The sequence below is a fragment of the Nocardia sp. NPDC101769 genome (assembly GCF_044766925.1).
GTDB lineage: Bacteria > Actinomycetota > Actinomycetes > Mycobacteriales > Mycobacteriaceae > Nocardia.
In genome coordinates this window covers 1-22,845 of record NZ_JBIWMX010000010.1, presented here as the reverse complement: position 1 = coordinate 22,845, position 22,845 = coordinate 1, and the positions used below count along the sequence as shown (strand labels likewise).

22 protein-coding genes and 1 pseudogene are annotated in these 22,845 nt (G+C 66.8%); 13 read left to right on the top strand and 10 right to left on the bottom strand.

What is annotated here, in order from left to right; genetic code table 11:
• Positions 1-15 precede the first annotated feature (15 nt).
• Complete coding sequence (locus ACIRRA_RS17780) at positions 16-483, top strand: SRPBCC domain-containing protein (RefSeq protein ID WP_402768817.1); 468 nt, start codon at positions 16-18, stop codon at positions 481-483.
• A 166-nt stretch (positions 484-649) separates the two neighbouring features.
• Positions 650-1,798, top strand: a complete 1,149-nt coding sequence (locus ACIRRA_RS17775; protein WP_402768814.1) for an alpha/beta fold hydrolase — start codon at positions 650-652, stop codon at positions 1,796-1,798.
• Positions 1,799-1,853: 55 nt separating this feature from the next.
• Here ACIRRA_RS17775 and ACIRRA_RS17770 read toward each other — a convergent pair whose 3' ends face one another.
• On the bottom strand, positions 1,854-2,693 hold the full coding sequence (locus ACIRRA_RS17770) for an RICIN domain-containing protein (protein WP_402768811.1): 840 nt from the start codon (positions 2,691-2,693) through the stop codon (positions 1,854-1,856).
• A gap of 493 nt (positions 2,694-3,186) precedes the next feature.
• A complete protein-coding gene (locus tag ACIRRA_RS17765; RefSeq protein ID WP_357011335.1) occupies positions 3,187-3,771 on the bottom strand; it encodes a TetR/AcrR family transcriptional regulator C-terminal domain-containing protein in 585 nt (194 codons plus the stop codon).
• A 110-nt stretch (positions 3,772-3,881) separates the two neighbouring features.
• Between ACIRRA_RS17765 and bioB the strand changes: the two genes are divergently transcribed.
• The 3 genes from bioB to ACIRRA_RS17750 all read left to right on the top strand — a co-directional run bounded on the left by bioB (position 3,882) and on the right by ACIRRA_RS17750 (position 5,952).
• The gene (gene bioB, locus ACIRRA_RS17760) at positions 3,882-4,919 is read left to right on the top strand and encodes a biotin synthase BioB (RefSeq protein WP_402768808.1); all 1,038 of its coding nucleotides are present in this window, start codon (positions 3,882-3,884) and stop codon (positions 4,917-4,919) included.
• Positions 4,920-5,020: 101 nt separating this feature from the next.
• Positions 5,021-5,236 (top strand): hypothetical protein, encoded by a 216-nt coding sequence (locus ACIRRA_RS17755; RefSeq protein ID WP_402769274.1) that lies wholly within the window; start codon positions 5,021-5,023, stop codon positions 5,234-5,236.
• Positions 5,236-5,952 (top strand): DUF2567 domain-containing protein, encoded by a 717-nt coding sequence (locus tag ACIRRA_RS17750; RefSeq protein ID WP_402768805.1) that lies wholly within the window; start codon positions 5,236-5,238, stop codon positions 5,950-5,952. The genes ACIRRA_RS17755 and ACIRRA_RS17750 overlap by 1 nt, the downstream gene beginning before the upstream one ends.
• 263 nt (positions 5,953-6,215) lie before the next feature.
• Here ACIRRA_RS17750 and ACIRRA_RS17745 read toward each other — a convergent pair whose 3' ends face one another.
• From ACIRRA_RS17745 to ACIRRA_RS17735, 3 genes are all read right to left on the bottom strand, one after another.
• Positions 6,216-6,797: a carboxymuconolactone decarboxylase family protein gene (locus ACIRRA_RS17745; RefSeq protein WP_402768803.1), complete on the bottom strand. Its 582-nt coding sequence runs from the start codon at positions 6,795-6,797 to the stop codon at positions 6,216-6,218.
• Entirely contained in the window at positions 6,797-7,114 is a 318-nt protein-coding gene (locus ACIRRA_RS17740) for a hypothetical protein (RefSeq protein ID WP_402768800.1), read from the bottom strand. Before ACIRRA_RS17740 ends, ACIRRA_RS17745 begins: the two co-directional genes overlap by 1 nt.
• A 103-nt stretch (positions 7,115-7,217) precedes the next feature.
• The gene (locus tag ACIRRA_RS17735) at positions 7,218-8,201 is read right to left on the bottom strand and encodes an alpha/beta fold hydrolase (RefSeq protein ID WP_402768797.1); all 984 of its coding nucleotides are present in this window, start codon (positions 8,199-8,201) and stop codon (positions 7,218-7,220) included.
• Between the two features lie 69 nt (positions 8,202-8,270).
• Here ACIRRA_RS17735 and ACIRRA_RS17730 point away from each other — a divergent pair, with 69 nt between their 5' ends.
• Positions 8,271-9,137: a helix-turn-helix domain-containing protein gene (locus ACIRRA_RS17730; RefSeq protein WP_402768794.1), complete on the top strand. Its 867-nt coding sequence runs from the start codon at positions 8,271-8,273 to the stop codon at positions 9,135-9,137.
• 359 nt (positions 9,138-9,496) lie between these two features.
• Here ACIRRA_RS17730 and ACIRRA_RS17725 read toward each other — a convergent pair.
• From ACIRRA_RS17725 to ACIRRA_RS17705, 5 genes and pseudogenes are all read right to left on the bottom strand, one after another.
• Positions 9,497-9,776, bottom strand: a pseudogene (locus ACIRRA_RS17725) (NUDIX hydrolase); the annotation flags it as partial.
• Between the two features lie 39 nt (positions 9,777-9,815).
• A complete protein-coding gene (hypF, locus tag ACIRRA_RS17720) occupies positions 9,816-12,119 on the bottom strand; it encodes a carbamoyltransferase HypF (RefSeq protein WP_402768791.1) in 2,304 nt (767 codons plus the stop codon).
• A 6-nt stretch (positions 12,120-12,125) separates the two neighbouring features.
• Positions 12,126-13,163 carry a hydrogenase expression/formation protein HypE gene (gene hypE, locus ACIRRA_RS17715; RefSeq protein ID WP_402768788.1) on the bottom strand — a complete coding sequence of 346 codons (1,038 nt, stop codon included), beginning with the start codon at positions 13,161-13,163 and terminating at the stop codon, positions 12,126-12,128.
• The gene (locus ACIRRA_RS17710; protein ID WP_402768785.1) at positions 13,160-13,744 is read right to left on the bottom strand and encodes an isochorismatase family cysteine hydrolase; all 585 of its coding nucleotides are present in this window, start codon (positions 13,742-13,744) and stop codon (positions 13,160-13,162) included. The genes hypE and ACIRRA_RS17710 overlap by 4 nt, the downstream gene beginning before the upstream one ends.
• A gap of 20 nt (positions 13,745-13,764) precedes the next feature.
• On the bottom strand, positions 13,765-14,517 hold the full coding sequence (locus ACIRRA_RS17705; protein ID WP_402768783.1) for a hypothetical protein: 753 nt from the start codon (positions 14,515-14,517) through the stop codon (positions 13,765-13,767).
• A 715-nt stretch (positions 14,518-15,232) separates the two neighbouring features.
• Between ACIRRA_RS17705 and ACIRRA_RS17700 the strand changes: the two genes are divergently transcribed.
• The 7 genes from ACIRRA_RS17700 to ACIRRA_RS17670 all read left to right on the top strand — a co-directional run.
• Positions 15,233-16,303 (top strand): hydroxymethylglutaryl-CoA reductase, encoded by a 1,071-nt coding sequence (locus ACIRRA_RS17700; protein ID WP_402768780.1) that lies wholly within the window; start codon positions 15,233-15,235, stop codon positions 16,301-16,303.
• A gap of 1 nt (position 16,304) precedes the next feature.
• Positions 16,305-17,489: a hydroxymethylglutaryl-CoA synthase gene (locus ACIRRA_RS17695; protein ID WP_402768778.1), complete on the top strand. Its 1,185-nt coding sequence runs from the start codon at positions 16,305-16,307 to the stop codon at positions 17,487-17,489.
• Positions 17,486-18,418 (top strand): mevalonate kinase, encoded by a 933-nt coding sequence (gene mvk / locus ACIRRA_RS17690; protein WP_402768776.1) that lies wholly within the window; start codon positions 17,486-17,488, stop codon positions 18,416-18,418. Before ACIRRA_RS17695 ends, mvk begins: the two co-directional genes overlap by 4 nt.
• A complete protein-coding gene (gene mvaD / locus ACIRRA_RS17685) occupies positions 18,415-19,416 on the top strand; it encodes a diphosphomevalonate decarboxylase (RefSeq protein WP_402768773.1) in 1,002 nt (333 codons plus the stop codon). The genes mvk and mvaD overlap by 4 nt, the downstream gene beginning before the upstream one ends.
• Positions 19,413-20,525, top strand: coding sequence for a phosphomevalonate kinase (locus ACIRRA_RS17680; RefSeq protein WP_402768770.1), 1,113 nt, complete (start codon positions 19,413-19,415; stop codon positions 20,523-20,525). Before mvaD ends, ACIRRA_RS17680 begins: the two co-directional genes overlap by 4 nt.
• A complete protein-coding gene (fni, locus tag ACIRRA_RS17675) occupies positions 20,522-21,634 on the top strand; it encodes a type 2 isopentenyl-diphosphate Delta-isomerase (RefSeq protein WP_402768767.1) in 1,113 nt (370 codons plus the stop codon). Before ACIRRA_RS17680 ends, fni begins: the two co-directional genes overlap by 4 nt.
• A 68-nt stretch (positions 21,635-21,702) precedes the next feature.
• The coding region (locus ACIRRA_RS17670; RefSeq protein ID WP_402768764.1) for a 4Fe-4S dicluster domain-containing protein at positions 21,703-22,845 on the top strand (1,143 nt) is incomplete at its 3' end.

The window sequence follows — 22,845 nt, the reverse complement described above, 5'->3', positions numbered from 1 at the left end:
GCGTAGGGTGGCGCGGTGCCTTCCACTCGAGTCGAGAAGTTCGTCGGTGCCCCGCGTCCGAATGTCTTCCGGGCGCTCCTGGATGCGCATTCGGTGCGCACGTGGATGGTTCCCGACGGCATGACCAGTCGCATCCATGAGTTCGATCCCCGCGTCGGCGGGAGGATCCGGATCTCGCTGACCTACGACCTGCACACCCGGGCGGGGAAGACGACCTCGCACACCGACACCTTCCACGGTGTGTTCGCCCGGATCGTGCCCGATCGCGAGGTGGTGCAGACCCTCGAATTCGAAACGGACGACCCGGATCTGCGCGGCGAAATGACGGTGACCTACACCCTCGACGATGTCCCGGGCGGGACTCGCGTGACCGCGTACCACGAGAACCTGCCGCCGGGACTCTCGCCCGACGTGAACGAGATCGGATTCCGCACGGCCCTGGCCAAACTCGCGGAGCACACTGAGCAGGTCGCCGAGGACTGACACCGCCCGCCCTCGAAATTCACTGACACCGCCCGCGACATCGCCCTCGATCCATCGGCATTGCGCGGCGATGACCGCTGCTCATCGAGATGGCCTGTGCGCTACCAGGAGATGACCGGCAGAACAAGCCTGGATGAGCAGCCGGAAATTCGTACAGTTGATTGGTATGGCGCTGCCGGGTTTTCCGAATCCGTCCGCCGCCGCCGACTATGACGATCGGCGGCGTCGCGCGCGCCTGCGCGCGACCCGCTCGGGCGTCGGCTGGGTCCGGTGGCGGCGGACCCGGCTGCTGGTCCTGCGGCTGAGCCTGGTGCCGCTGGTGGCGCTGGGCGCCTTCGCCGAATACATGGGTTTGGACGTGTTGCCGGAGCAGGCGCGACTGGCACGCACCGAACCCGCGGTGCTGCCCATCGCGGGCCCGTCGGATCCGCGGGCCGGCGACACCGCCGTCTTCGATCTGGTCGGCCTGGGTGTCCTCGACGCCAGTGACACCGCCCGGGCGCTGCCGTCACTGCGGCGGCTGGGATCGGTGTGGGCGGTGCGCTACGACAATGACGGTATCGACACCAAGGTCATCTCGGATCTGATCGTGAAGGTCACCGACGCGGCCAAGGTGCCGAACGTGGTGCTGACCGGGCACAGCATGGGCGGGGTCATCGCACTGGAGATCGCGAAGCACCTGCATCAGGACAGCAGGAAGCGGGTGCGGGCGGTGATCCTGGACTGCACGCCGGTGGATCTGAACGCGGTCCGCCCCGAGAGCCGCGACCAGGGCGAGGAAATGCTGCGCTGGATGGGCTGGGTGCCCGGTGCGCGGGAGAGCCGGCTGCTGCGGCTGATCGTGGAAACCTATGCACGCCATGAGAGTTTCGTCGGCGGACGCTATGTGATCCGCGGCGACGAGTTCCGCGAGGCGGTGAAGAACGTTCTGCGCGACAAGATCCTGAACACCAATGCCGCCAGCAACGGCCTGATCGAGGCCCAGTTCAAGGCCATTGTGGCCGGTGGCGCGGTCGACGATCTGCGGGCGCTGTCCAAACCCGCTGCGGGCAAACCACGTCCGGCCATCGTGTTCATCCGGCCGCACAACCCGTACGACGATCCGATCGTGGATGTGGAGTACTCGCACAAGGTGCTCATCGACCAGGTGGGCGGTGTGAACGGGACACTGCTGGTGGTGACCACGCGAACCACCGCTCACGCCAACCCGATCGAGCGGCCGCAGGAGTACAACACGGTCATCCAAAATCAAATAGTCCCGTTCATCCGACAAATTCAGGACGACGAGGCCGCGGCAGCCTCCATGGGCCGCTGAATGGGCTACGAATCCCGGAGTCCGGCAATGGATTCCACTGCCGCCGGCCGCGATGTCAACTACTGGTCAACTGCCAGTTGTGCGTCGGGTCGCTGTACTCGTCGAGCTCGATCAGTGCTCCGTCGGCGGCGCTCTGGCCTCGGATGTGCATGCTCATCACCGCCTGGGCATTCGTAATCTTGACCAAGCCGTTGCCCGCATCGTTCAGATTCCAATGTTGGCCCGGATAGCCCGTCTCGTTCCATTGCAGCACCACCGCCCCCTGGAAAGCGCCGGAGGTGATATCCAGGAGCAACCCACTGGATGCGCTGACTATCTTGAACACTCCCGTGCCGATGGGAATGATATTCCAGCGCTGGTTCGCGCCACCGTTGTCATCCCATTGATCCATTCTCGTTCCAGCGGCGGTGTTGAAGCCCGGAACCTCCAGGACCTTGCCGGTCGAAGCATTGACGATCTTGACGTTGACCATGACCATTTGCCATTGCTGGTTGGTGCCGTTCCCATCGTCCCAGATCTGAATGTGGGTGCCGTCGGCCGGGTTACCGCCGGGGAGATCCAAGATCTTGCCGGTCGCCAGGGAAGTGGCGATCTTGACCAAGCCGTTTCCCAGATAGATGATTTGCCAGTGCTGGTTCGCGCCGCCGTTGTCGCCCCACTGGTCGATCGGCGTTCCGTTGGCGGTGTTGTTGCCCGTCAGATCCAAGAGCTGCCCGGTCCAGGCATTGACGAACTTGGTGAGGCCGTTGCCGGCGTCGATCAGTTCCCAGTGTTGATTCGCGCCGCCGTTGTAGTCCCATTGATCGAGTTGAGAGCCTTGGGCCGAGTTCGTGCCCGGAACCTCCAGGACTTTTCCGGTTGCCGCATTCACGATTTTGTACTGGACGCCAGCCATGATTAACTTCGCCTTGTCTCGATGAGCGGATTTTGCGAAAGTGATCGACCGGGATCGGCCGAGTTGGTCGGCGATACCTCGGGTCGAAAAACAAAATGCCTTCCCGCGAGGAACGCTTCAGCGAACACATCGCTCTTTTCAAGATCTCCGATTCGATCCGATCCAAAAATATTATATCCAAGTGGTTTCCGGATGGACGTGTCTTTCCGCGGCTGGATGAAAAAGATGGACTCCGCCCGACTTTGGATAGAAACCAGTTGGATTTCTTGCCGCCGGGCAAGGATTCAGCGGACCGCGTCGTCGGACGCGGTCCGAATGCCGGAGTCGGGCAGCAGGTTCCAGTGTTCCAGCTGGACGCGCACCTGCTCGCGGGGTCTCCGCGTGATCAGGGTTCGCGTCGCCGGATCGTGCTGCGGCTCACCGGAGTGGTGTGGCAGGCGGTGCGGATTCCTGCTGCGACAACGGGTGCCGCTACCCCAGCGGGCCGCGCAGATCAGCGGATGCGGCTGCCGAGCAGGTGGCGGACGCCGCTGACGAACAACTGCAGCCCGAAGTCGAAACGGGCGGTGGCGTCGGGCATGTCGTAGAGCGGCGAGTTCTCCTCGGTCAGCGCGCCCGCGGAATCCATCTGGATGCGCGACTGCTCGTCCACCGTCTGGCCGAGCACGTAGTACAGCAGCGTGTAGGCGGCGAGCTCGGCTTCCTCGCGCGTCATGCCCGCGCGAATCGCGGCGCTGGCCAGGCGTTCCCGGCCCTTGCTGGTGGTGAGGCGGGAAGCGTAAGTGGCCGAGACCAATTCGGCGCCGTCCCGATAGGCCAGCAGGCATTCGCGCAACCGGTGCGCCAATTCGGTCATCTGCTTGGACCATTCGTCGGCCCCGACCGGTTCGTCCATGGGCGCGAGAATCCGGTCGGCGATCGCACCGAGCAGCGCCTGCTTATTGGGGAAGTGCCAGTACAGCGCACCGGGCTGGACGTGCAGCGAGCCGGCCAGCCGGCGCATGGTCAGATCCGCCAGACCGTACTGGTCGAGAATGGCGATGGCCCCGTCGACCACGTCCGTGCGATGGAGTTGCACTGAAAACCCGACCCTCTCGTGTTCCGGCTCACGTTCCGGACTGCTAGCCTACCCTGAACACCGTTCAAGTTGCTCGGCCACACCGGTCGGACGAAGGGATTCGCGCGGACATGACTCAGGCAGCCGTCACCACCGATGCTGTGACCACAGCAGGCGATGACATTCTCGCCATCGCCCGCGAGCAGGTGCTCGAGCGCGGCGTCGGTCTGACCCAGGACCAGACCCTCGAGGTGCTGCGCCTCGGTGACGACCGGCTCGAGGAGCTGCTCGGCCTGGCGCACGACGTGCGCATGAAGTGGTGCGGGCCCGAGGTCGAGGTCGAGGGCATCATCTCGCTCAAGACCGGCGGCTGCCCGGAGGACTGCCACTTCTGTTCGCAGTCCGGCCTTTTCCAGTCCCCGGTGCGCGCCGCGTGGCTCGACATCCCGTCGCTGGTCGAGGCCGCCAAGCAGACCGCCAAGACCGGCGCCACCGAGTTCTGCATCGTGGCCGCGGTGCGCGGTCCGGACGAGCGGCTCATGGCGCAGGTCGCCGCGGGCGTCGAGGCCATTCGCAACGAGGTCGACATCCAGGTCGCCTGCTCGCTCGGCATGCTCAACCAGGAGCAGGTGGATCAGCTGGCCGCCATGGGCGTGCACCGCTACAACCACAACCTCGAGACCGCGCGCTCGCACTTCCCGAACGTGGTCACCACCCACACCTACGACGAGCGCTGGGACACCCTGCGCATGGTGCGCGAGGCGGGCATGGAGGTCTGCTCCGGCGGCATCCTCGGCATGGGCGAAACCCTGGAGCAGCGCGCCGAATTCGCCGCGCAGCTGGCCGAACTGGAGCCCGACGAGGTTCCGCTGAACTTCCTCAACCCGCGCCCGGGCACTCCCTTCGGCGACCTCGAGGTGCTGCCCGCCGCCGACGCCCTGCGCGCGGTCGCCGCCTTCCGCCTGGCCCTCCCGCGCACCATCCTGCGCTTCGCGGGCGGCCGTGAGATCACCCTCGGCGACCTGGGCGCCAAGCAGGGCATCCTCGGTGGCATCAACGCCGTCATCGTCGGCAACTACCTGACCACTCTGGGCCGTCCCGCCGAGGCCGACATCGATCTGCTCGGCGAGCTCAAGATGCCGATCAAGGCGCTCAACGAAACCCTCTGAGACGAGCGGGCTATGGAAAACCGGTACCGTGGCGGTACGGTCTCTGCGGCCCGCTTTACAGTGCACTGCTATTGAGACACGAAGGATCCATCGAGGTGATCGTGGACATCGAGGAGCGCTACAACCCTTTCACGGGTAAGCGGATCGTGCCGGGTCTGGATGATCCGGTTCCAGCGGCCGCCGCTCTGGGCCTCGAGCCCCCGCGCTTCTGCGAACAGTGCGGCCGCCGCATGATCGTGCAGGTCAGTCCCGACGGCTGGTGGGCGAAATGCTCCCGCCACGGTGTTCTCGACTCCGCGAGCCTGGAACACCGCTAGTGGCAACCACACTCACCGCCGAGCCGGGCGGACTACGCGTCGACGTACTGATGCGGGAAGTACGCGCGGCGGCGGTGGTGTGCACCGCCCTCGTCGCGGTGAGCGCCCTGGCCGGGGTGGTGTGGGCGTTCCTCGCTCCCACCGAGCAGCTGCTGGTGGTCGAAACGGACCGTGGCACCGCCCTCACCGGCGAGAGCATGCATCGTTTCGACGCCCTCGCTATTTTCGTGCTGATCGGCATCGTGCTCGGTGTCCTCGGCACGGCCGCGGCCTGGCGCTGGCGCCGGGTGCGGGGGCCCGTGCTGCTGTCGGGCATTCTGCTCGGATCGCTGGGCGGCGCCTTCCTGATGAAGGTGGTGGGGGAGGCCGTCGCCGAGCAGTTGCACACCCGCCCCCAGCATCCCGCCCTCCACTCCATCGTGGATTTCGCTCCCGCCGTGGAGGGTTGGGCCGCGCTGATCGCCCAGCCGCTGGTCGCGGCCATGGTGGCGCTCCTGCTGACCGCCCTCAGCACCTCCGACGATCTCGGCAGCGGCCAGCTCCTCCCGTTCGGCGGCGGCCGCCCCGATCCGGCCGTGCTCGCCGGGCCCCAGTACGGTTCCGCCATCACCTACGGTCCGTACCCCGGCGGTGCGCAGCAGGTCATGGGCACGCGAGAACCCATGGCGCCCTTCGACGCTCCGGGTTCGCTACCCGATTCCGGCGCCACCCGCTGACCGGGCTCCGGCAATATTCGCTGGAGCCCGGGCGTTGTACCCCCTACCGTGTTCGCGTCCACGGATCCGAACCACCCAGGGGAACCCCATGAAGCCCGCACCTGCCGATCGTGCCCACCCGGCACCGGCGGAACGCCCCGACCTCACCGCGTGGCGTCAGCGCCATGAACTCCGCAGATCCAATGCGTCCCAACCGATCCCGAGCGGCCGCCGCTACAAGCGCAACACCAAACACCGAACCCGCTCCCAGGACCGGTGATCGTCTAGCGGTATCCCCGTTCGAGCAGGTACCTGGCACCCGCTCGGAAGGCCGCCGGGGTGAGGAGCGCGAAGTCGAAAGCATCGGCGAGGCGATTGGTCGTGTTGAAGGCGGCGCAGACCGCCAGGGCATCCTCGATCTGCTGCGGTGTGACGCCGGCCGACAGTAAGTCGCGCATGTCCGCGCCGGTCACCGTACCGTCGCGAGTGAGTGCGCCGAGCATGCGGAGGGTGGCCCGGAGACCGTCCTCGATCGGCGCCGAATCCACGTCGGTCAGGACCGATCGGACACGGTCGTCATCCGCGTAGGCCAGACCGGCGGTGGCGGTGTGCGCGCCGATGCAGAAGCCGCATTCGTTCACCTTGGAGACATAGGCGGCCATCAGTTCCCGGTCGGCGACCGACCAGGCCGAGGGGCCGCGCATTGCCTCGTGCGTGAATGTCTTCGCCCGGGCGCCATAGAAATCGGGGCGGTAGAAGACCAGCTTGGCGGCATCGGGCACGGGCTGGCGAGAGAACAGCCCGATGAGGCTGAACAGGACCTTGGTCGTCAGGCGGTAGCCGTCGTTGAGAACGTCCGGCCGCATCAGGCGTCCTCCTCTGCGGCGGCCAGGGCGGCCAGCCCGGCCTCGTACAGCCGGGCCGACTGGCCGACCGCCGCGCAGACCACCAGTTCGAAGAGCTGATCCTGGCCGTAGCCGGCGGACTCGGCGGCGGCGAAGTCCTCGTCGGTGGTCTGTGTCGGCCTGGTGGCGACCTTGTCGATGAGCTGGCGCAATGGGGGCGGTAGATCGGCATTGTGAAAGGCTCGGGCGCGCAGGACTTCCGGCGCCATGCCCGTCCCGTTCAGCACCCGGTCCACCAGGGCACGGTGTGCTGATCGCTTCCTGTCCTCGGTTGCCACGACCGCCTCCGTCGGCTCAGCTACCTGCCTTTCCCTGTGACCACCATAGGCCCGCGCTCGATCCAGGGGACGCGCACTCCTCGCGCGACGGGTTCGGAGCCGTTCACGAGGCGTGAATCCTGCTGAAGGGCAACAGGATTTCGGCGGTGCGCGATGGGTCCTCGACGAAGGGGGAGTGCCCCGCGTCGGGGACGGTCATCACTGTCGCACCGGGGACGCTGCGATATTCGTCCGTGGCGGTGTCGGGGCGCCAGCGGCGGTCCTGGTCACCGAAGATCACCAGGAGGGGTTTGCCGAGGTCGGTGAGGCGGTCCGGGAGGGTGCGCTGGCTGATGTAGTCGGTGCTGGCCGCGTCTGTCGCGGTGACAGCATGGTAGGTCATGCCGCGCAGGTCGTCGACGAACTGCTGGGGGATCGGGTAGGTGTCGGTGGCGAAGGCGCTGTGCAGGGCCTGACGAAGGAGGTCGTCGGTGCGAACCTGCCAGAGCAGGTCGCCGACGCCGGGGGTGGTGAGCAGTTGGGAGGCCGGGCTTTCGGAGGTGTAGTCGCTCATGGCGGGGCCGGCGTCGATCAGGGCCAGGCCGGTCACCAGATCGGGGCGTTGTTCGGCGATCGAGGTGGCGACCGCGCCGCCGGTGGAGTGGCCGACGACGAGGGCGTGCCGGATACCGAGCTGGTCGAGCACACCGGCGACCCGATGTCCTTGCTGCGGAATCGAATAGTCGTCACCCGCGGGTTTCGCGGATCCGCCGTGGCCGAGCAGATCGACGCGAATGACGTGATAGCCGGGCAGCAGCGGAGTCAGCCGGTCGAACCAGTGGGTGGAGGCGCCGAGGCCGTGGATCAAAACGAGGGCCGGATCGCCGGCGGGACCGTCCTGGCTGATATGGATGTCCTGGCCGTCGACGGTCAGCGTCGAATCGGCGGTGGCCGCGGCGCTCTGCGGGGTCGTCACCGCTGCGCTGCCGATCACGAGCATCGCGCCGACGACAGCCGCGGCTATCGGGCGGCGCGGGCCGCGTTTCCGGGCGCGGCGCTGGGCCTGCGCTGTCTGCGAACGGTCTGGGAGTACAGCTGAAGAATTCACGCACTTACTGTCGCCGTCACCGCGGCCTCCCGGCTTGAACAAATGTTCCGCGGCCTCCACCATGAAGGCGTGCACGTCACCGCACCCGAACCTGTCTGGGATGTCGTCTGCCCCTCGCGGCCCGGCCGGCTCCCCGGCATCCGCATGGCCGGGTTCCGTGATCACGGGGTGAATCCTGTTGACCAGCTGGCGCTGCCGCATCCCGACATCACGCTGCTGCTGGAGTTCGGCCCCGGCGCGGTCACCGTCGACGACGCCGCGGGCCGGTGCGGGGGCAGCCTCGTCGGCGGGCTCGGGACCGGCACCCGGCGCGTGCGCGGCGCGCAGATCGAATGCGTGCAGGTGCGCCTGTCTCCCCTGATCGCGGGTCCGCTCCTGGGCGTCTCCCTCACCGAATTGTCGGACGCCCTGGTGCCTTTGGACGCCCTGTGGGGTCGCGGGTCCGCGCTGATCCGCGAACGACTGGCCGAAACCCCGTCGTGGGAACAACGTTTCGCACTGATCGAGGCGCTGCTCGCCCGCCGCTACGCGGCCGCGCCCGCGGCCGACCCGGAGGTGGTGTGGGCCTGGCGCCGCATCCGATCCGGTCACGGCCTGGTCCGGGTCGACGCCCTCGCCGACGAACTCGGCTGGACCCGCAAACGCCTGTGGTCCCGATTCCAGACCCAGCTCGGCCTGCCCCCCAAACGAGCCGCCACCCTGGTCCGCTTCGACCACGCCGTCCACCGCCTCGCCGCCGGCACCGACCCGGCCCGCGTCGCCGCCGAAACCGGCTACGCCGACCAATCCCACCTCCACCGCGACATAGTCGCCTTCTCCGGCATCACCCCCACCGCCGTCGCCGTCACCTCCTGGCTCGCCGTCGACGACATCGCCTGGCCGACCGCCGCACTCCACCAGCAGGACATGGACCTCCGGCCCGCGGCCCAGGTCTAGCGGAGCTCGCCTTCGCGTGCCCCTTCAGCACCGGCGCGGGGACGGCGCCGACCCTGCGCGCCGCCTCCTCGACCGAAATACCGTTCCCGGCAAGCTGATCCGGCAATTCCAGGGTCGTTGCTACTCGCAGGATGCCGTGCTCGATCGGCATGCGCTCGTAGGTGGGCATTCCGTAGTTCATGACCTCCCGGAACCCGGTCAGTCGCGCCCGGCGCAGTTCCCGTAGCGCGGTCAGCGCGGGTCTGCGGTCCTCTGGTAGTTCCGCCAGGTATTCCTCGACTGTGTTCGCTGTGCTCGGTGTGGCATGAAACCCCAGGGTATGCCGATGGTTAGCGGGGTGGTCGGAGGGTGGCGAATTCGTCGGTGACGTATCCGAGTGCGGCGCAGTAGATTTCGCGCAGCGTGGACATGGTGAAGGCTTCGGGGCCAGGCCGAAGGCGAGATATTGGTGTAGGAGAGCTTGGCGGCCAGGCGATTTCGGGCGTGCCGGACGACCGTACCGTGGCCGAAGGACATGGCGGGCAGGGCCGAGACCGGATGCCAGCGAGTGTCGGGCGGGGGCACCGGTTCGGCGGTCGGCGGCACCAAACCCAGATAGGCCGAGGCGATTCGGCGATCAGCGGGCACTCGTTCGGGATCGCACCAGGAGATCGACGAGGACCTGCCGATGTATCGGAATCACGCGCCGCGCCGGGAGTCCGCGACCACCAGCTGGCCGAGGGCGATGCCGCCGTCGTTCGGAGGGACCTGACGGTGGCCGTAGACCTCGAAGTCGTCGCGCTCGAGCGTCGCGAGGCAGTTGACCAGGAGGAATTCATTGAGGAATACGCCGCCGGAAAGCACCACCTGCCGGATGCCGGTCGCGCGGGAGATCTCGCGGCATCCGCGCCGCACCATGGTGACCACGCCGGAATGAAACCTGCGGCTGATCTCGGGGATCGGTACCCCGGCATCGAGATCGGCCGCTATCGCGCGGATAACCGGTCGGTAGTCGACTTCGGTTGTGGTGTAGTCGAACTCGTAACCGTCGACCAGACCGAGGTCACGCCCGAGTAAGCCCTCCAACTCGATCGGGCCCTGTGCTTCGTACTCGGCGTACGAGCAGACATCCACCAGGGCGGCGACCGCGTCGAACAACCGGCCCATGCTCGACACCTCCGGCGAATTGACGCCGCGCGCCCGCATCGTCGAGTACACGTGCCGACGGTCGGGTTCCAACCGCCCGATCGCCGGGAATGCCATGACGGCCGTGTCGATATCGCCGAACGCGTCCAACGCGACCGATACCGCGGTCCGAATCGGTTCGTATACCGCCCGGTCGCCGCCGATCAGCGTCAGGCGGCGCAAATGCCGTGCGCGCTCGGCCCTTTCGAAGCCGCCGACCAGGAATTCCCCACCCCAGATGGTGCCGTCGCCGCCGTACCCGGCTCCGTCGAACACCACGCCGATGGCTTGCCCGGTGAGTCGATTCTCGGCCATGCAGGAGGCCATATGGGCGTGATGGTGCTGGACGAACACGGGGTCGCCCGATTCGCCGATGCCTTCCTGCGCGGTGGTGGAGCGGAATTGCGGGTGCATGTCGTAAACGCCCGCGGCGGGCCGCAAATCGTAGAGCGACGCCAGATGTGCCGCCGTCTTGCGGTGGGAGGCATAGGTTTCGTCGTTCTTCAGATCGCCGATGTGCTGGCTGAGGAAGACACGGGAACCGGCCGAAAGGGCCACTGTCGTCTTGAGTTCCGCGCCGTAGGCGACCAGTGGCGCGAGCGGACGGCCGATCTCCACCGGGTACGGCGCATACCCGCGCGCTCGGCGCAGGAACGTCAGCACTGGGTCTTCCAACTCGGGATGCGAGGACAACCGCACCACGGAATCGTCGACCCTGACCTCGATGTCGCGATCGTGATAGAGGATCACGTCGGCGATCTCGAAGAGCTGCCCGAGGGCGTCCTCGTTGCGATGGACGATCGGATAGCCGGAGATGTTTCCGCTCGTCATGACCACCGTGTCCAAGCCGGATTCGTCCAGCAGCAGGTGATGATGCGGCGCGGAGGGCAGCATCAGGCCCAGGTTCGGACTTCTCGGCGCGACGCCCTCTGGGATCGCTCCGGAACGCTTGCGCGCGAGCAGAATCGGCCGCGCGGGCGACCGCAGCACCGCCTCCTCCGCCGGGGACATTTCCACGATCCGATGGGTGGCGGCCAGATCCCGGACCATGACGGCGAAGGGTTTCGAATCCCGGCGTTTGCGTTTGCGCAGCAAAGCCACCGACTCGGCGTTCCGTGCGTCCACGGCGAGGTGGAAACCACCGACGCTCTTGATGGCCGCGACCCGCCCCGCCGCCAATTCCCGGGCACAGCGCCGCAACGCCTCCTCCCCCTCGAGGAGCGTTCCCTGCCGGTCGACGAGGAACAGTCGAGGTCCGCAGTCCGCACAGGCATTGGGCTGCGCGTGGAAGCGCCGGCTCATCGGATCCCGATACTCCCGGTCGCAGCGCCCGCACATGACGAAGGAAGCCATGGTGGTCTGCGACCGGTCGTAGGGCAGTGCGCGAATGATCGAATAGCGCGGCCCGCAGTTCGTGCAATTGATGAACGGATATCGATAACGGCGGTCGGCCGGATCGTTCAGCTCGGCCAGACAGTCGGAGCAGACGTGCGTATCAGCCGGTACCAGAGCCGCTTTCGCCCCGGTGTGCGCACTGTGCACGATCTCGAACTCGGTGGCCCGCGATGCCCCGGCCGACCTGTTGACGGCCACCACGCCGTCGACCCGGGCCAGCTCCGGAGCCTTGGTCGCCAATTCCTCGCCGAAGACCCGCAGCACGGACTCGAGGCCGCTGGCCTCTATAAGAACGCCCTCGGGATCATTGCGAACCCAGCCGGTCAAGCGCCGCTCGCGGGCGAGCTTGTAGACGAACGGACGGTACCCGACTCCTTGCACGACGCCGGTGACCCTGATCGTCCAGGTTGCCTGTTCGCTCATGGCGCGTCAGCACAGCCGGGGCAGCTCTGCGCCCCGGAGCGGTTGCAGGATCGATTCGCGGCCCTCGGAGTCCCGCAGCACCACCGCGGCGCCATCTCGTGCGGTGACTTCGCCGATGGCCACGGCGTGCCGTCCGTACTCGTGACCGTGCAGCGTGGCGAGCACGTCGGCGGTCGCGGCGGGATCGATGAAGATCGCCAGGCACCCCTCGTTGGCGCAGTGCAGCGGGTTGATCCCCAACATGTCCGCCGCCATCGCGGTCTCGTGCTGGATCGGCAGCGCCGCCGCCTCGATCACGATGCCTTTGTCCAATTTGCCTGCGTACTCGTGCAATACGGCCGACAGGCCGCCGCGCGTGACATCCCGCATCGAGTGAATCGACCCGGTGGGCGCGACGGCGAACAATCGATCGATCAGGGTGTTGAGCGGTGCGCAGTCGCTGCGTACCCGGCTTTCGAAGCCGAGACCTTCCCGGATCGACAGCAGGTGAACGGTGTGGTTGCCGATCGGGCCGGACAGCACGACCGCGTCGCCGGGACGCACGGCATCCATCCGCAGGGGCTCCCGGGAGAAGAAGCCGACCCCACTCGTGTTGAGGTACAGCTGATCCGCCTCGCCGGCGCGCACGACCTTCGTATCGCCGCACACGATCTGCACTCCGGCTTCTCGCGCGGTCTCCCGAATCGAGGTCAGCACCTGGAACAGGTGGTCGAACGGCAGTCCCGTCTCGAGGATCAGGCCGAGCGTGAGGTAGCGGGGAGTCGCCCCCGAGACCGCGAGATCGTTGACGGTCCCGCAGACGGCGATCTTTCCGATGTCGCCGTTGCCGAAGAACGGCGGATCAACCACGAAGCTGTCCGTGGTCATCGCGATATGGCTGCCTTCGACAGCGAGGACCGCGCTGTCCTCCATCTCGCCCACATACACATCGCCCAGGGTCTGCGCGATGAACTCCACGAGCTCGCCCGACAGCATGGCGCCGGTGCCGTGATCGAGTTGGATCTGCTGCGTTTCGAGAGTCATCTGCTGGGTTGTGAGTGTCACGGTGTCTTGGTCTCCTTCCGCGGGAGACCGCCGTTCTCATCGATCGTCCGCAACAGTTCCTCGGAGCTGGCGACCGTGGCGCAGTAGCCCTCGAGCCATTCGAGCGCGCGCCGACGGTCGGCTTCGACGGCGGAGAATACGCAGTCGCTCGGGACTCCGACGATGTATCCGCGAAAGAATGCGTCGGCCGCCGTCGTCTGAATACAGATCTGAGTTTGCAGACCGATGAGAATCAGGGTCTCGACGCCGATCGCCTGAAGGCGCTGGTGCAGGTCGGTCTCGTAGAAACCGCTGTCCTTGCTCCGCTCCTGAATGATGTCTTCCGGGTCGAGGAATTCGCGAATAACCTCGGCGCCCGCGGTGCCCCGGAGGGCGGGAATGCGACCGTCGTACCTCTCCGCGAGGGGGTCGTCGGGTGTGTTGAGGAGCTGCAGGTGAAAAATGGGATGACCGCGCTTCCGCATGGCGGACAAGAATTCCGTCACATGTGGAGTCGCCGCGGTGATCGCCGCCTGACGCTCCGGGTTCTTTCCGACGATATCGTATTGCAAGCCGCTGGTGATGACTGCGATCTTTGACATGTCGACTACTCCGATAAGTGCTAGTTTTTCGGCACTGCGCTCATACGAGTTTGCAGATCCCGAGCGATGTTCGACCAGTTGACCGCGCATTGATACGCGAATTCGACGATGTGTTCCCACGTATGGGGTAGAGCGGCGTCGGCTATCTTCTCGATATCGCTGCCCTGCACCGCGTGCTGATGTAGCCACCGCAGGAGGTCGCGGCCACTGGCACTCATACGTAATGCGGGGTCCCGGGACAGCAGCGCCAGCAGGGCGCCGAGATTCGCGGGTTTGTCGGGAAGCGGGAGCAGGGCGGTCCGGTCGGGAGTTTCCGGGGGTTTGCTCACCGAATCCGGGGGTATGCGCGTCGTTTTGCTGTCGTTCGAATGCAGGAGTGGATCCTCCCCGCGTTCGAGCCGCGTGCGGACGTCGCGAACGGTGGACGGAGACAGACCCACCTCCTGGGCGATGCTGCGCAGCGACGCGTCGGGACGGGCCAGGATCAGCTCGGCGGCGGTGCGCCGGGCCGACTTGGTGTCGACGGGTCGCAGGCGGCCGTCGCTGCCCAGGCGGTGGGTCGACCGTGAATCCTCATCGATGCGGGCCCGGATCGAGGCCACGGTCTTCGCGGACAGGCCCGCGGTGGTCGCGATCGAACGATCCGACCAGTGCGGATGTGTCCGCATGATGCGCTCCGCAGCCGCACGCCGATCGCTCAGCGACAGCGGCAGGCCGTGGGTCGTGTTCTCCCGGACCCCGACAATGAACGCGAGCTCCTCGGAACCGTCCACCAGATATGCATCAATATGTGTGAATCCCTTCAGTCGCGCGGCGAATGTGCGGTGAAATCCATCGATAACTCGCAATGTCGGCCGATGAACGAGAATTGGTGGCAAAGGCCACTCGGCCTCGACCAGCCTTTCGATATGTGAATGATCCTCACCCTCGGATCTGGGCGATCCGACGGTGACCAGTGATGCGATCTCCAAGGAGGTTCTGATGCGGTTCAATTTCGAGGACTGCTCCAAAAGCGTAGTGTCCCTTGGCCTTTCAAGATCATCAATCGAAAGTTACCCGAGAGTACCTGACCCGGCAAGGGGGGCGGAGGTGAGCGGGTGCCGTTGTGGTCCGTCCATGGTCGGGTACCCGTGCGGCTGTGTCGATCCACAGGATCCATGGGGTGTGCAACTGCGTGAAAGTCTCAGTTGCACAGCATGATTCGAAGCATTTCCGCAGGTGGGGCGATCTCCTGGGGTGAGGTGGGCATGTCTGCGCCGCCTCGTGGGCCGGGCGTCGCGCGCGGTGAGCTTTATAACGGTCTTCCGTGCTTGCTGGGGAGATCGACATGTGCGGTAATACCGTGGCCGACTTTGGTTGCGGTACATGTGAATTGACTTCACAGAGAAGTGCTCCGTTGGTCGACACTTACCAGGTTGCCTTGTCCTGGACGGTGATTCGTCGGTGATTCAGAGCGGCATGAAATCGATTGGAGCTGTGGGAGATTAAATGTCTGTTAACGGCGCCGGGCCCGAGTTGGATGCGGCGATAGTCCCACTGCGCTGGGTGGGCCCGGCCAAGATCACTGGTAATGTGATGGACGAACTGGTCGAAATACCGCTGGCCACTTACGAATCGCCGCTGTGGCCGTCGGTCGCGCGCGGCGCGAAGGTCACCAGACGCTGTGAACGCGGCATCGTGGCCACCCTCGTCGATGAACGGATGACCCGGTCGGTCCTGCTCGAGGCCGACGACGCCGGAACCGCGCTGGCGACGGTCCGTCGGCTCGGGGACTCGCTGGCCGACATGCGCCGGATCGTCTCCGAATCCAGCCGCTATGCCGAGCTCCTGGAGGTCCATCACCAGATCGCCGGGAACCTGCTGTTCCTGCGATTCGAATTCGCCACCGGAGACGCCTCCGGCCACAATATGGCGACCCTGGCGGCCGATGCGCTCCTCGCCTACATCGTGCGGGTATTCCCCGGCGTGCGCTACGAATCCGTGTCGGGAAACCTCTGCACCGACAAGAAGGCGTCCGCGGTCAACGGCATCCTCGGCCGCGGCAAGAACGTGGTGACCGAACTGCTGATCCCGCGGGCCGTGGTGGAGAACGATCTGCGCACGACCGCGCGGCGGGTGGCGGCGCTCAATGTCCACAAGAACTTGATCGGAACGAGTCTGGCGGGCGGAATCCGCACCGCGAACGCGCATTACGCCAACATGTTGCTGGCCGTCTACCTGGCCACCGGACAGGACGCGGCGAATATCGTGGAGGGCTCACAGGGCATCACGCACGCCGAGGACCGCGACGGCGATCTCTATTTTTCGTGCACACTGCCGAATGTCATTGTCGGAACCGTGGGAAACGGAAGGGGGTTGGATTTCGCCGCGGCGAATCTGGCCAGGCTGGGATGCCGTGCGGAACGCCCGGCGGGGGAGAACGCCCGGCGGCTGGCCGTGGTGACCGCGGCATCGGTCCTGTGCGGCGAGCTATCGCTGATGGCGGCCCAGACGAACGCCGGGGAACTGATGCGGACGCATCTCGATTTCGAACGCTCATCATCGGATGGAGAGAATTGACGTGCTGTCTCCCATAGGAATTCACGATCTCGCGTTGGCGACCGGGCACTACGCGCTGAACCTCGGGGAATTGGCGGAGCGCCACGGCGTCGACCCCGGCAAGTACACCCTCGGTCTGGGACAGGCGACGCAGACCGTTCCGGCGACCGACGAGGACATCGTCACAATGGCCGCGGCCGCGGCGAAACAGATTCTGGCCGAGCACGACGCGGGGGACATTCACACCGTCCTGCTCGCCACCGAAACCGGAATCGACCAGTCCAAGGCCGCCGCGATCTACGTGCAGGATCTGCTCGGACTACCGTCCTCGACGCGGGCGGTGGAATTGAAGCAGGCGTGCTACGGCGGTACGTCGGCGCTGCAGTTCGCGGCCGGGCTCGTGCATCGCGATCCCGATCACAAGGTTTTGGTGCTCACCAGCGATATCGCGAAATACGATATCGATTCCGCTGGTGAGGCCACCCAGGGCGCGGCCGCCGTCGCCATGCTGGTGTCGGCGGACCCGGCCATCGCCGTGCTGGAACCCGGTTCGGGTCTGTACACCGCCAATGTGCAGGACTTCTGGCGGCCCAACTATCGCTCGACGCCGATGGTCGACGGCAAGCTGTCGGTCTCGCTGTACATCGAGGCCGCCGAACAGGCGTGGAAAGACTACGAAGCCCGTGGCGGCCGGACGATCGATGACTTCGCGGCCTTCTGCTATCACCAGCCCTTTACGAAAATGGCCTACAAGGCGCACTCGCGGCTGCTCGAGATCCACGGCATCGGCGTCGACAAGGAAAGGCTGGACGCGGATCTCGCCCACACCACCGTCTACAACCGCCTGATCGGCAACAGCTATACCGCCTCGCTGTATGTGGGCCTGCTGTCGCTGCTCGACCACGCCGAGGATCTGAGCGGACGCGCGGTCGGGCTGCTGAGCTACGGATCCGGTTGTGTGGCGGAGTTTTTCGGACTGTCGATGGTGCCGGGATACCGGCAGCGGCTGCGGACCTCCGCCAATCGGGAGGCCATCGCGCGACGTCAGCCGATCTCGTACGAAAGATACCGTGCGATAAGGGATTTCGATCTCCCCGAGGACGGCTCGTCGAAGACTCTGGAAATCGACGGCGCCGGACCGTACCGGTTGCGGGCTGTCGCCGGGCATTCGCGAATGTACGAGGCGCGTCACCCGATTCCGGCATGAGAATGGACACGATACGGCCGGACAATGGTCTGCTCGGCACGGGCCGGGCCGCCGCCAAACTGATCCTGCTCGGTGAACACGTGGTGCTGTACGGTCGTCCGGCGATCTCGCTGCCGGTGCCCGATCTGGGAGTGACCGCCACCGCGCACCGATCCGGGGGAAACGCCGCGCGACCGGACGACACCGCGGTGGCGCGGACGGCCATCGCGGCGGTCTGCCGATATCTTCGGGTTCCCCAGGCCGACCTGGCCGTAGCCGTCGACAGCGATATCCCGCGCGAGCGGGGTCTGGGCTCGAGCGCGGCCACCGCGGCGGCCATCATCGCGGCGGTGGCCGACCTGTCGGATCGAAAGCTCTCCGATGAAACCCTTTTCACGCTGGTGCAGGAGTCCGAAGCGCTGGCACACGGCAACGCCAGCGGCATCGACGCGCGCACGGTGATCAGCGCGGTGGGCCCGCTGTGGTTCCAGGACGGGGTGGTGCGACCACTTCCGGTGGCGGACAGCGAGGTTCGAGCGGTCCTGGTGGTAGCCGACACCGGTGTCGCCGGGAGCACCCGCCAGGCGGTGGCCCTCGTGCGTCGGCGACTGGCCGAGCTCGGGGCGGAGGGTGAGGCACTGCTCGAGCGGGCCGGGCAGCTCAGCACGGGGGCCGCCGAGGATCTGCGCCTCGGGCGGTTCGCCGAATTGGGCCGGGCCATGACCGCCGCACAAGGGATTCTGGTGCGGTTGGGCGTCAGCTGCCCGGCCGTGGACGGGCTGGTGGCCGCCGCGCTGGCCGGAGGCGCGCTCGGCGCCAAACTCTCCGGCGGCGGGCTCGGCGGCTGCGTCATAGCACTGACCACCGATGCCCCGGCCGTGCGCGCGGCCCTGCTCGCGGCGGGCGCCCAGCGCTGTCTCGAGGTTCCGTTGGGGCCGGTGCGCACATGAATTCCATTGCGGCGGTTGCAAATCCGAATATCGCCTTGATCAAGTACTGGGGTAAGCGGGACGAAGTCCTGCACCTGCCCATGACCACCAGCCTGTCGCTGACCCTGCGGGAATTCCCGACCACGACCACGGTCGAGCCGAGACCGGAGTTGACCGCCGACCGCGTGACCCTCGCCGGAGCACCCGCATCGGAGGCGTTCACCGGGCGGGTCGCACGATTCCTCGACCTGGTGCGCGCGGGGTCCGGCGACCGGCGGTACGCGATGGTCGACACCGCGAACACGGTGCCGACCGGAGCCGGACTGGCCTCCTCGGCAGCGGGTTTCGCCGCCCTGGCGCTGGCCGCCGCGACCGCCTACGGACTGGACCTGGACCCGCGCGCGCTGTCTCGGCTGGCGCGCCGCGGGTCCGGCAGCGCGGCACGATCGGTCTTCGGCGGCTTCGTAGTGTGGTGGCGCGGCGAGGGCGTCGGTGCCGCCGGTGACCTGAGCAGCTTCGCCGAGCCGATCGACGTGCCGCCGATGGATGCGGCGCTGGTGGTGGCCCTGGTCGATACCCGCGAAAAGGCCGTTCCCAGTAGGGAAGCGATGCGGCGGACGGTGTCCACCTCGCCGTTCTACCCGCCGTGGGTGGCGGAGTCCGCCCGGCATCTCGACCGCATGCGCGCGGCCCTGCGGGCGGGCGATCTGGCGACCGTAGGGGAAATCGCGGAGGCGAACGCCCTCGGGATGCACGCCACCATGCTCGGTGCTCGGCCCGCCGTACGGTATCTCGCGGCCGGCACCCTCGCGGTGCTGGACCGGGTGCAGGAGTTGCGCGCCGCGGGTATCGGCGCGTGGGCCACGATGGACGCCGGTCCGAATGTGAAGGTGCTGTGCGATTCCCGCGACAGCGCCGCCGTCGCGGCCGCCGTCGCCGAAGTGGTCGGTGCGGCCGAGCGGATCGTGATCGCCACTTCCGGACCCGGTGCCGTTATCTGCGGCAATGGACATCGATGATCACGGTCGCGGTTCCGGGCAAGCTGTACATCGTCGGCGAATACGCGGTCCTGGAGCCGGGCAGCGCGGCCGTGCTGGTGGGGATCGATCGTCAGGTGCGTCTGCGTCTGACCCGGACGACGTCGGCGGGCCCGGCGGTCCGGACGATCACGACCAGCCACGCTCCGGGACGTGTCATCGAATTCATCCACCGCGGAACAGGTTTCGTGCCGGTCTCGGCGACGACGGCCGACGCGGCCGGGTTGTCCCATGTGCTGGCCGCCCTGGAGGTCGTCGATCGCTATGCCGCCGAGTCGGAGCACGAGCCGACGGGATTCGCCCTCGATATCGACTCCCAGCTGGACGATCCCGGAACGGGCCGCAAATACGGGCTGGGCTCCTCCGGCGCGGTGACCGTGGCGGTGGTCCGGGCCGCCGCCCGGGCATACGGGCTGTCGCTGAATCCGGACATGGAGCTGAAACTGGCTCTGCTGTCGGTGTTCTCGGTGGATCCGCACTGCTCCGGCGGTGATGTCGCGGCCTCGGCGCGCGGCGGCTGGGTGTATTACCGGACCCCGGATCGTGCGGCCCTGACCGCCGCGCTGGCGCGAGACGACCGGAGTTTCGCCACGCTGATCCGTCAACCGTGGAAACACCTGGCGGTACGGTCGCTGCCGCCGCCTCGGGGGCTCTCGCTCGAAGTGGGCTGGGTCGGCAGACCGGCGAAGTCCGGCGAGCTGGTGTCGGCGATGAAACAAGCTGTCCGACACCGCCGTTCGGCCTATCGGGAATTCGTCACCGCCAGCGATCACTGCGTCGACCGGTTCGCGGCGGCCTGCCGCGACGGCGACGATCGTGCGGTCGAGGCCGCGCTGAGTACCGCGGGGCGATTGCTGCGCGGCCTGGCCACCCTGTCCGGTCTGGCCATCGAAAGCCCCGACCTGGCTCGATTGCGCTGTCTGGCCGAGGAACTCGGTGCGGTGGCGAAGAGCTCGGGTGCGGGCGGCGGCGACTGCGGGATCGCCCTGATCGATCCCGCCCGCGCCCCGATCCTGTGGCGGCGTTGGCGAGCCGCCGGGATCGAGCCGCTGAATCTGCGGGTACACCAGAGGAAAGGGAGCATCGGATGAGCTATGCCAGCCGCAAGGACGATCACGTCCGCCTGGCCGTCGCGCAGCATCGCGAGTCACTGGCCGGGCATCGCGCGACTCCGTTCGACGAGGTCGCCTTCGTCCACCACGCGCTCCGGGGCACCGCGGAGCACGCCATCTCGCTGGCCACCGAGGTGGGCGGTGCGATCTGGCCGACGCCCCTGTACATCAACGCGATGACCGGCGGCAGCGCCCGCACCGGGGAGGTGAATCGCGGGTTGGCCATCGCCGCCCGGGAGACCGGCCTGGCCATCGCGTCGGGCTCGATGAGCGCGTATCTGGCGGACAGCTCGGTGGCCGCGACCTACCGCGTCCTGCGCGAGGAGAATCCGGACGGGTATGTCATCGCCAATGTCAATGCCAACGCCACCCCCGACATGGCGATCCGGGCGGTGGAACTATTGGACGCCGACGCACTGCAGGTGCACGCCAACGCGATCCAGGAGATCGTGATGCCGGAGGGTGATCGGGACTTCTCGGCCTGGCCGCGCAATATCGCCCGCTTGGCCGAGACCCTGGGTATACCGGTGATCGTCAAGGAAGTCGGCTTCGGGATCAGTGCCGATACGGTCACCCAGCTGGCCGACCTGGGCGTGCGGATTGTCGACGTATCCGGCAATGGCGGAACGAATTTCGCGCTGATCGAGAATGCCAGGCGGCGGCGAGCCGACTTCGGCCTGCTCGCCGACTGGGGCCTGTCCACCCCGGCCTGCCTGATCGACGGAGCCGATGCGGCGCTGCTGCACGGGGTCACACTGCTGGCCTCGGGGGGAGTGCGCACGCCGCTCGACGTCGTGCGCGCGCTCGCGCTCGGCGCTCGAGCGGTGGGGGTGTCCGGGCACTTTCTGTCGATCCTCGAGACGGAGGGAGTCGAGGCGTTGATCGCCGCCATCACCGGGTGGATCACTCGGATTCGGCAACTGATGGTGGTGCTCGGGGCGGAAACCATTGGTGCGCTGGCGGAAACCGATGTGCTGCTGACAGGCGGACTCGCCGAAATTTGCAGACTGCGCGGTATTGATCCGGGTGTCCATGCCCGTCGCTCCCGGAATCCGATGCGGTCGGCCGTGCCTGTTACCCGTGAGTAGCTTAGGTCGAGTTATGATGCGCCGAGCGACGAACGATATTGCGTCCCTTCGTAAGTGAAAGGCACTGTATGAGCCCCCTGCAGATGACGCTGGGCATCATCTCCATACTGATCGGTGTCCCCGCGTGGGCCGGGTTCATAGTGGCGATACGCCGGATGGTCCGCACCATCCGACTGGGGCAGCCCGCCCCGGACCGGTTCCGGCCGTTCCTGCCGCGATTCGGCACCATGGTAAAGGAATTCGCCGCGCACACCCGCATGGTGAAGTTCCGGACCGTCGGCTGGGCGCACTGGCTCGTCATGGTCGGCTTCCTGATCGGATTCGTCACCGTCTTCCAGGCCCAGGGGCAGATCTTCAGCCCCACCTTCACCTGGCCGTGGATCGGTGACACCCTCGTCTACCACCTCCTCGACGAGTTGCTGGGTCTCGGCACCATCATCGGCGGGCTGGCGCTGGTCATCATCCGGCAGGCGAACCACCCGCGCCGACCCGCGCGGCTGTCGAGGTTCTCCGGCTCGAATTTCCTGGCGGCCTACTTCGTCGAGTTCATCGTGGTTTCCGAGGGCATCAGCATGGTCGGAGTGAAGGCTCTGGTCATCGCCTACACCGGAGAACACCGTGCCGCCAGCGACTTCGTCAGCATGAATATCGCCAAGCTGCTGCCCGCGAGCGCCGCGGCGGTCTCGGTCTTCGCCTTCTGCAAGCTGATGACGGCCCTGGTGTGGGTGGTGGTGGTCAGCCGCAATATCGACTGGGGTGTGGCGTGGCACCGCTTCGCGGCGTTCTTCAACATCTACTTCAAGCGTGAGGCCGACGGCGGCGTCGCCCTCGGCGCGGCCAAGCCGATGCTGTCGGGCGGCAAGCCGATCGAGATGGAGACCGCGGACCCGGACAACGACACCTTCGGCGTCGGCAAGATCGAGGATTTCAGCTGGAAAGGCCTGCTGGACTTCACGACCTGCACCGAGTGCGGCCGCTGCCAGTCGCAGTGCCCAGCCTGGAACACCGGCAAGCCGCTCTCGCCCAAGCTGTTGATCACATCGCTGCGCGACCACACCTATGCCAAGGCCCCCTACCTGCTCAACGGCAAGGCGGGGGCTGAGGCGGAGCGTCCGCTGGTCGGTGGTGAGGATGTCGAGGGCATCATCGATCCCGAGGTGTTGTGGTCGTGCACGACCTGTGGTGCGTGTGTGGAGCAGTGCCCGGTCGAT